This is a genomic window from Geobacillus jurassicus NBRC 107829 (assembly GCF_001544315.1).
In the GTDB taxonomy this organism is placed as follows: domain Bacteria; phylum Bacillota; class Bacilli; order Bacillales; family Anoxybacillaceae; genus Geobacillus; species Geobacillus jurassicus.
In genome coordinates this window covers 1-8735 of sequence record NZ_BCQG01000087.1, presented here as the reverse complement: position 1 = coordinate 8735, position 8735 = coordinate 1, and the positions used below count along the sequence as shown (strand labels likewise).

The following is an 8735-nucleotide window of genomic DNA, read 5'->3' as shown; positions in this document are numbered from 1 at the left end:
TTCCCCCGTGATCAAGTTGAAAATTTCGTTTAAATAGTTTAAAATTTTGAATGGTTAAAGATGTCTGCGCAAGAATCCCTTTACTCTATTCCAGATTGGCATGTCTTTTAAACATGGTATTGGAGTCCAATCCCTTTTTCTCCATGCATCTTAATATGATGGCATCATAGAATAGTAAAAGGGTTTGCTCAAAAAGCGATCCCATTGGCTGTATCGTTTTGTATCCATTATCTGACTGGTCTTTAGGCGAGCCAGGCAGTTTGACCGTGATATCAGCCAATTGTCCAATGGTCGATTCAGGGAAAATGGTCACTAACGCTACGGTAGCCCCTAAACTTTTCGCTTTTTCAGCCATGGAAACTAAACTTCTCGTTTCCCCTGAACCCGATCCAATGATCAAAATGTCGTCTTGTTCTAGGTTAGGGGTGATGGTTTCGCCTACTACATAGGCGTCTAACCCCATGTGCATCATTCGCATCGCAAAAGATTTGGACATAAATCCAGATCTGCCTGCGCCAGCTACAAAAATTTTCTTTGCTTCGAGAATCCCATTTACCAATTTTTCCGCTTCTTCCGCGGCGATTAAATCGGCTGTCCCATTTAACTCTTTGATGATTTTGCCTAAATATTGCGTAGCCTGCATCATTCATTCACCTTGTTGGATCATTTTTTTCATTTCAGCGGCTACAGCTCGTTTATCTTCTTGACCAGTAATACCGCCGCCTACGATGATAAGATCAGGTTTTGCTTTAATGACTTCAGGCAATGTGTTTAATTTAATGCCGCCTGCGATCGCAGTTTTTGCGTTTTTCACGACACGTTTGATTGTGGCAAGGTCTTCAAGAGAGTTTTTGCCGACTGCTTGAAGGTCATAACCTGTGTGTACGCAAATATAGTCGACTCCAAATCCATCTACTTCTTTCGCCCGTTCTTCTAAATTTTTAACCCCGATCATGTCCACCAATATTTTTTTGCCTTGTTTTTTAGCTTCTTCCACAGCACCTTTGATGGACAAATCTTCAGCAACTCCAAGTATCGTGATAATGTCGGCTCCGGCTTCGGACGCTTTCATGACTTCATATGCGGCTGCATCCATGATTTTTAAGTCTGCCAATACTTTTAAGTGTGGAAATTCTTGTTTGATTTCTTTTACGGCTCTAAGACCTTCATTAATGATAACTGGAGTGCCGATTTCTACAATATCCACATACTCCTCGACTTCTTTTACTAATTGTTTCGCTTCTGGAATATTTACGAGATCCAATGCTAATTGTAATTCCATGAATCCTTCACCTCTCATAAAAATTTTGCAGGTTGCATAAGCAGCAGTATTTTTTATGTGTTTATCTCTTACACACTGATGAGTATACTATGTATGTTTTGTCTTTAAAAGTACGCACTTTATTTTTACATAGTATCAAAAAATATACTATTGGTTATTATGTATACTATTTGGGAAAGAGGGGCTTTCCATTTCCAAACAAATTTTATTTTGAAATGGCCAAAAAATAAGAAAAGCAATATGCTATCCATTGCTTGTGGCATTAACTGAAGAACTGTTTCTTTGTCAAACCATATGTAAAAAGGCTATCTCATCTTTGTGAGACAGCCCTAAAACGCCGGATTTTATTTCCTGAGTTCGACAGTTTTGAGGCCATTTCAGGCAAATGAACATGGCCAAAATGCTGGATATCAAGGATTTCGCGATGTGGATCCTAGAAAATGATGGAACGTGCCGCCAGCCGAAAGCGCCGATCCGTTGATGGTCAAGTTTCTCATCGTCATGGTTCTCACCCTTTCTCTGCCGTTCCGACTTTGGACTCTTTGTCACATTCGAAGGCCTCGCGGTACTCGACCCGTTCAACCTGGCAGCCGGGCCCAATGGTTACGCGGTTGCCGCGCACCGTTTTCGCCGCCGTATGTTCGAGGTAAATTATATCCCCTTCAATGACATCCGCGGTCAGTTCAGCAGGGAAAAACAACTTTTTAAAAAGAGAAACGCCATGTTTTTTCACCATAATCGTTTCCCCGCCGATTTCCTTGGCGCGGCATGGGCCAAACATTTTCACTTCTATATGATCAGCGTTCAACAGCCCCCCGATCGTAAAGCGGCCTTCCATCTCCAGCCGTTCGGCCGAACAGTCACCGCCGATCTCCAGCTCCCCGTGGACGCGAATCGTCTCCGCCGCCCACGCCCCCTTCACTGATCCGCGGCCATGAACCGTCGCCTCCTGGCATTGCACATTTTCTCCAATTTTAACACTCCCGCTCACTTTCATCCACTCGCACTCCATCCCGCCTGCCACATGGCCTTTCCCGGCAATATGAACGATGTTGGCTTTCACGCTTCCTTCAACGGTCGCATTTCCTTATACTTGCATCTCTAGGCAATCGATGTCGCCATACAGCTTTCCATTCCCAGAAAGTTTCACCAAGTTATACAGCCCGCCGGACGCATGCCCCGTTCCAGCAATGAGCAAATCTCGGCGCTCCCTCTTCTTATCCCTCCGAAATTTTTAATTTCAGTTCCTCGATGAACGTCGGCACGTGCAGCTGGGCAACGAGCTTCGCCTCCTGCTCCACATACATGTCGCTTCCACCCGCCATAAGCAAACACACGGTCACTCCCATCTTGCGAATGATCAAAAGCTCGCAGCTTTTCCCTTGAAGTTTCGGGTAATGCGTTTCGAAAACGTTCAGGACGCTTTTTCCTTCTTCCCAACTCAGATCGCCCGAGCGCAGAAGCTGATCGAGCACATACAGAGGAAGAAGATCGGCGAACGAAAAGACCTGTTTGTTTTCTTTCCACTCGCTATAACGTTGCACCACCATCTCCGAAACAATGTGACGTTTGAGCGCTTCCTCTTTCGTCAACATCACAGCCGCTGGATTGGGAGAAAATATGCCCGCCAACTCATCAAGCGACAGCTCGTCTTTCAGCTCTTTGATTCTCTCAATGCGCGCCAAGATTTTTTCTTTCGGAAAAAACGTCTCTTGACCTGTGAATGTCGATTTGTGAATAAACCACTCTTCGGGAATCAGCTTTTTCCGCTTCCAGCGGTAAAGCTGGCCGTACGAAATGCCCGTCAGCTCAAGCAGTTCTTTTTTCGAGATCAATTCTTGTTCCATGAGCCGCACACCCCCTTCCTTTGTTAATTGCAACATAACATTGTTACATTATAAAGAGAGGCGAAAACAACAGCGCCATACGCCTGGCAAAAAACGAACCAAAGCGGTTGACAACTTGTCAGCTGGCTCATTACAATGAAACCAATTTCCGCCGATGATCAGGCGATGGACATGAGGAAAGGAGAGTCAGCAGCATGAATTCGATCTTACAAAAACAGCTAGCCACCGCAGCGAAACAAACGGAAGCAGATCTTGTGGTCAAAAACGGGAAAATCGTCAACGTGTTTACGCGCGAAATCATCGAAGGGGATCTCGCCATTGCGGAAGGGATGATCGTCGGCATCGGCCGCTATGAGGGAAGGAAAACGATCGATGCCGAAGGGCGTTATATATGCCCGGGGCTGATTGACGGACACGTGCATATCGAATCGTCGATGGTGCCCCCGAGCGAATTCGCCCGCGTCGTTCTCCCGCATGGCGTGACGACCGTCATTGCCGATCCGCACGAAATCGCCAACGTCGCAGGCGTCCGCGGCATTCAATTTATGCTCGACGATGCGAAACGGACGCCGCTCGATGTGTATATCATGTTGCCGTCATGCGTGCCCGCCACTTCGTTCGAACATGCCGGAGCCTCCTTATCCGCTGCGGAACTGGCGCCGTTTTTCGCTGATGAGCGCGTGCTCGGATTGGCGGAAGTGATGGACTATCCGTCATTAAGGGAACAACAACCATCGATGCTTGACAAACTGGCGCTCGCGGCAAACGCCAACCGCCTCATCGACGGCCACTTGGCCGGCCTTGATGCCAACGCCATCAACGTCTACCGAAGCGCCCGCATCCATACGGACCATGAATGCGTCACCGCCGACGAAGCGCTTGAACGCGTTCGCCGCGGCATGTACGTGCTCATTCGCCAAGGATCGGTTGCCAAAGACCTCGAAAAACTTCTTCTTGCCGTCACTGAGTACAACGCGCGCCGCTTTTTGTTTTGCACAGACGATAAACATCTCGACGACTTATGGTTCGAAGGCAGCGTCGACCATAACGTGCGGCTTGCCATTCGCGCTGGGCTCGACCCGCTTCTTTCGATCCAAATGGCCACTTTAAACGCCGCCGAGTGCTACCGGTTGCCGACGAAGGGAGCTGTCGCCCCGGGGTATGACGCCGACTTTTTGTTCGTTGAGGATTTGGAAACGCTGAAAATCACCCATGTATTCAAACAAGGGGCGCTCGTCGCCGAACATGGAAGGGCAACGTTTTCCTTCCATCCGGCATCCAGTGAAACCGAACCGAAATTGCTTCAATCCATTCGTTGCCGACCCGTCACCGAATCGGATCTTCGCATCCCGATGACGAAAGGAAACAAAGCCAATGTCATGGAGATCATCCCGAATCATTTGCATACGAACCATCTCGTCACCGAGGTGGATGTCCGGGACGGGGCCTTTTCCCCTTCGGTCGAGCGGGATTTGCTGAAGCTTGTTGTCGTCGAACGCCATCGCGGCCTCGGCATTGGCCTTGGCATCGTCCGCGGTTTCGGATTCAAAGCAGGCGCCATCGCTTCTTCCATCGCGCACGATTCGCACCACATCATCGCCGCCGGCACAAACGACCGCGACCTCATCGTCGCCATTGAACAGCTCCGCCAACAACAAGGCGGGCTTGCCGTCGCCAAAGACGGAGCGGTGCTCGCTGGATTACCGCTTGAGATCGGCGGATTGATGACAAGAAATGATTATACTGAAGTGTTAAATGGATTGAAACAGATCCATGAAGCGCTGGACTCGCTCGGCTCAAGCCATGCCTTCAACCCGTTTATCACGCTGTCATTCCTCGCCTTGCCGGTCATTCCCGAACTGAAACTGACCGACCAAGGGCTGTTTGATGTCAAGCGGTGGGAGTTTATTCCGGTCGAGGCGTAGAAGAAGGGGCGCCCTCCTTCCCCTTCTTTCTTCATTAAGGAAACCTTGCCATCTCTGCGCCCTCGCACGCAGTCAATACGAGACATGACGCGATCGGTTGACTGCATGTATCGCTTTATCCCACTTGCCTCGTCAGCCACCTGTCACTCGAATCAACCATCCCCTCTGTTCATCCATTGTTTGCAGGTCCCTATCCATTTCAGCCCTTTTCAAAAGACTTGCATGGTATTCGCATAAGCACCTTCTTGTGTTTTTCATATATTAAAAACAACCTCTCTAAGGAAGGTGTAGGCTCGTTGATCACCATCAGCCTTTGCATGATTGTCAAAAATGAAGAAGACGTCCTTGCCCGATGCTTAGATAGCGTCCAACATCTAGTCGACGAGATCATTATTGTTGATACAGGATCGACTGATCGCACAAAAGAAATCGCTGGACGCTATGCCACGCGGGTGATCGACTTTCCTTGGAATGACGATTTTTCCGCAGCCAGAAACTTCTCATTTTCCCATGCCACAATGGATTATATTTTTTGGTTAGACGCTGACGATGTGTTGTTGAAAGAAGACCAAGAAAAATTTCTCACGTTGAAACATACCCTTCCCTCTGATATCGATTCGGTGACCATGATCTACAGCCTTGCGAGTGATGAACATGGAGCACCCATCTCCAGCGTCCGCCGCAACCGTCTGGTCAAGCGCTCCAATCATTTCAAATGGCATGGAATGGTTCATGAATACTTGGAAGTATGGGGAACAATTCTCAATAGCGACATCACCGTGATTCATAAACCAGTTTATCATCATTCCGATCGAAATTTAAACATTTACGAGAAACAGTTAGCTCAAGGCAAAGAATTTTCACCTAGAGATTTGTTTTACTTTGCAAACGAATTATTTGACCATCAACAATACGAACGAGCCATTCAATATTATGAACAATTTTTACAAACGAAAAAAGGCTGGGTGGAAGATTGCATCGCTGCCTGCGGAAAACTGGCCGACTGTTTTTATGCGCTTGGCGATGAGGAACAAGCGTTGCGATATGTGTACCAGTCATTTGAATACGATTCTCCCCGCGCTGAATTTTGCTGCCGGCTGGGCTACTACTTTCTCCAGCGGAAACAATATCGACTCGCAGCGTTTTGGTATCATTTAGCGACTCAACTCACGATGCCATCGGACAGTTGGGGATTTTTTCATCACGCTTGTTGGACTTGGCTTCCTCACTTGCAACTTTGTGTATGTTACTTCTATTTAGGCGAGTATGAACTGGCGTACAAACATAATGAAAAAGCTAGGGAATATGCGCCCGATCATCCCGATGTTTTGCACAATCAATGTTTGTTAGAATCCATTCTTTCTGCCAAAAGCACGTTCCATTCAACAGATGAATAGTTATCCTTTAAATCGAAAGGAGGTTGTACCATTTGTTCAACCGCCATCCTATTCGTGTAAAATGCCTTTCCCCCTTATGCGGCGCCTTGCCGCCAATCGTGAAAGTATATACCGGACCCACGGGACCTACCGGACCTACAGGGCCAACCGGACCCACAGGACCAACTGGACCCACAGGACCAACTGGACCCACAGGGCCTACAGGACCCGCTGGACCAATCGGACCCACAGGGCCTACAGGACCCGCTGGACCAATCGGACCCACAGGACCCACAGGGCCCACGGGACCGGCGGGGGCTGGCGCAATCATCCCATTTGCATCAGGTACAACGGTTATTCTGACCGCGACCATAGCAGGTTTGGCGGATACTGCCAGCTTAATTGGGTTTGGAAATTCTGCTTCGAGCATTAGTCTAAGCGGAAACACCATTAACCTCGACGGTGTATCCAACTTTTCATTTACTGTTCCACGCACTGGAATCATTACAGCTGTAGCAGCTAACTTTTCTGCCACCACGGGCACAGCGCTTTTAGGAACGGCTACGATCCGGGCTCAACTATACATCTCCACCTCTCCTTCTAGCAACGTATTCACCGCCATTCCAAGCACTTTAGTCACGTTAAACCCAACTATCACATTTCCAATCTCCTTACTGCAAAATGCCAGCGGAATCGTGACAGGGTTAAACGTGCCTGTCAATGCCGGTGATCGCTTGCTCATGGTGTTTTTCACTACTACTTCCGGTCTCTCTATCGCCGCTTCCGTAACGGGCTATGCCACGGCGGGAGTGGCGATTAGTTAGAATTGTATAGACTGTCGACCTTCTTCCTCCTTGCTTGCGGTTGTTATGCCCAACCTGAGTTCGACAGCGACTACGCAAACGAAATGCCTCTCATTCCTTGATACAAAAGGGACGAGAGGCATTTGGGCATACTTCGGGCGTGTATCTAGGGGCGAGGTTGGATGACTGGGATCTTCGGGGGAGGCTCCAGTCCTAGAGCCGCAAAGAGTTGCGCCTGTTTGGCCGTCAGTTCGGTTCGTTGATAAAGGTCTCCGTTTTTGGAAGAAAAATGTCCAAGCATGAGACGCTCACATTCGTCTCTTACTTTCGGCCACGATTCATGAGTCAGGAGAAAGGAATCGCAAAATGCTTTTGGCCAGACGCTCCAAGACAGCGCGATCCACCTCGTCTTCGCGCCTAAACGAATAAATCACCTTCGCTTTCGCCTATTTGGCCTTCGGATCCCATTCGTTGTGAGCAGGCGGGAGATGCGCCACGGTCGTTTCGTCTTTGTTTTTGCGTGTGACTCGTCGTATGTACATGCCTATATGATGAACGATATTAGGCTTTTTTAAAGGATAAATTGTCAAACTTGTGCCTATGAAATTCAGCGTTTTTTCTGGGATCTGCATCGCGAAATCCTTGATATAACAGCATTTTGGCCATTTTCATTTGCCTAAAACGGCCTCAAAACTGTCGAACTCGGGCGCTAAAATGTATACAAAAGGGTATAAACTTTAAATCCCTTTGCGTTCAGATAAAACCGTCTTGGGCGTTGTTATCGAAGAAGGGTTATTCAATTTAAATCCCTCTATGTTCAAATAAAACCCCTATCATTCACAAAATCATCCCTATGGATAAAATAAACAATTCACGCCAATGTCTACATAATTTTATGATACCATCTTTTGCAGTGAAGTGGGAATTATGTTTTTGGTATTATGCCAAGAATAATATGCTTTCCTGGATAAATCAAGTGCTTCACTGATCATCCACTAAAATGAGGTTCATTGCAAATTCAACAACTCACATTTCGCACCCTAACAGGGTTGAAAGAAAGGATTTTTTATTTCGTTTTTCAGAATAACTTTTCGATCAACACGACGAGCGATGACAATCCTTTTTTTACCATCGCTCGTCGTTCCGTATGACCTTACACGTAAATGCTCTCATCCAGCCCCAACTGTAAATTATCATTTTATTTCAGCACAAAACGTCCATTTTTTTGCACATTCTTTCAGAAAGCCCTCTCCCCCTTTCTGAAGGAATGTGCTAAATTTTTTGTGAATTATTCCGGACGAAGATTTCCATTCGTTTTAGGGAGGGGGAGGAAGCGTGATCCAATTTCATGACTTTGGCATGGATGTCCAAACGTATGCCGATCGAGGGAAAGAGAATGCCTTCCCCCTCGTGAAGCAGTGTCCTCACTGTCAAACTCCTCGCCCCTTGCACCGTCATGGATACTACCAGCGCTATGCCTTGACGGCAGAGGGGGAATATCG

6 protein-coding genes and 3 pseudogenes are annotated in these 8735 nt (G+C 47.5%); 4 read left to right on the top strand and 5 right to left on the bottom strand.

The window, feature by feature from the left end:
* Positions 1–85: 85 nt before the first annotated feature.
* The 4 genes and pseudogenes from hxlB to GJ1_RS16715 all read right to left on the bottom strand — a co-directional run bounded on the left by hxlB (position 86) and on the right by GJ1_RS16715 (position 3129).
* Positions 86–643 carry a 6-phospho-3-hexuloisomerase gene (gene hxlB / locus GJ1_RS16730; protein WP_062899103.1) on the bottom strand — a complete coding sequence of 186 codons (558 nt, stop codon included), beginning with the start codon at positions 641–643 and terminating at the stop codon, positions 86–88.
* Between the two features lie 3 nt (positions 644–646).
* Positions 647–1282, bottom strand: a complete 636-nt coding sequence (gene hxlA / locus GJ1_RS16725) for a 3-hexulose-6-phosphate synthase (RefSeq protein WP_015375155.1) — start codon at positions 1280–1282, stop codon at positions 647–649.
* Between the two features lie 508 nt (positions 1283–1790).
* A pseudogene (locus GJ1_RS16720) lies at positions 1791–2480 on the bottom strand (polymer-forming cytoskeletal protein).
* A 19-nt stretch (positions 2481–2499) separates the two neighbouring features.
* Positions 2500–3129, bottom strand: coding sequence for a YhbD family protein (locus GJ1_RS16715; RefSeq protein WP_066234887.1), 630 nt, complete (start codon positions 3127–3129; stop codon positions 2500–2502).
* A 194-nt stretch (positions 3130–3323) separates the two neighbouring features.
* Between GJ1_RS16715 and ade the strand changes: the two genes are divergently transcribed.
* From ade to GJ1_RS18830, 3 genes are all read left to right on the top strand, one after another.
* Positions 3324–5054, top strand: coding sequence for an adenine deaminase (ade, locus tag GJ1_RS16710; RefSeq protein WP_066234884.1), 1731 nt, complete (start codon positions 3324–3326; stop codon positions 5052–5054).
* 296 nt (positions 5055–5350) lie between these two features.
* Positions 5351–6451 carry a glycosyltransferase gene (locus tag GJ1_RS16705; RefSeq protein WP_066234881.1) on the top strand — a complete coding sequence of 367 codons (1101 nt, stop codon included), beginning with the start codon at positions 5351–5353 and terminating at the stop codon, positions 6449–6451.
* 98 nt (positions 6452–6549) lie between these two features.
* Positions 6550–7254, top strand: coding sequence for an exosporium glycoprotein BclB-related protein (locus GJ1_RS18830; protein ID WP_245629443.1), 705 nt, complete (start codon positions 6550–6552; stop codon positions 7252–7254).
* 323 nt (positions 7255–7577) lie between these two features.
* On the opposite strand, the pseudogene GJ1_RS19455 reads toward GJ1_RS18830, so the two are convergent.
* A pseudogene (locus GJ1_RS19455) lies at positions 7578–7775 on the bottom strand (IS1634 family transposase); the annotation flags it as partial.
* 793 nt (positions 7776–8568) lie between these two features.
* Here GJ1_RS19455 and GJ1_RS19165 point away from each other — a divergent pair.
* Positions 8569–8735 (top strand): annotated as a pseudogene (locus GJ1_RS19165) (DUF6431 domain-containing protein); the annotation flags it as partial.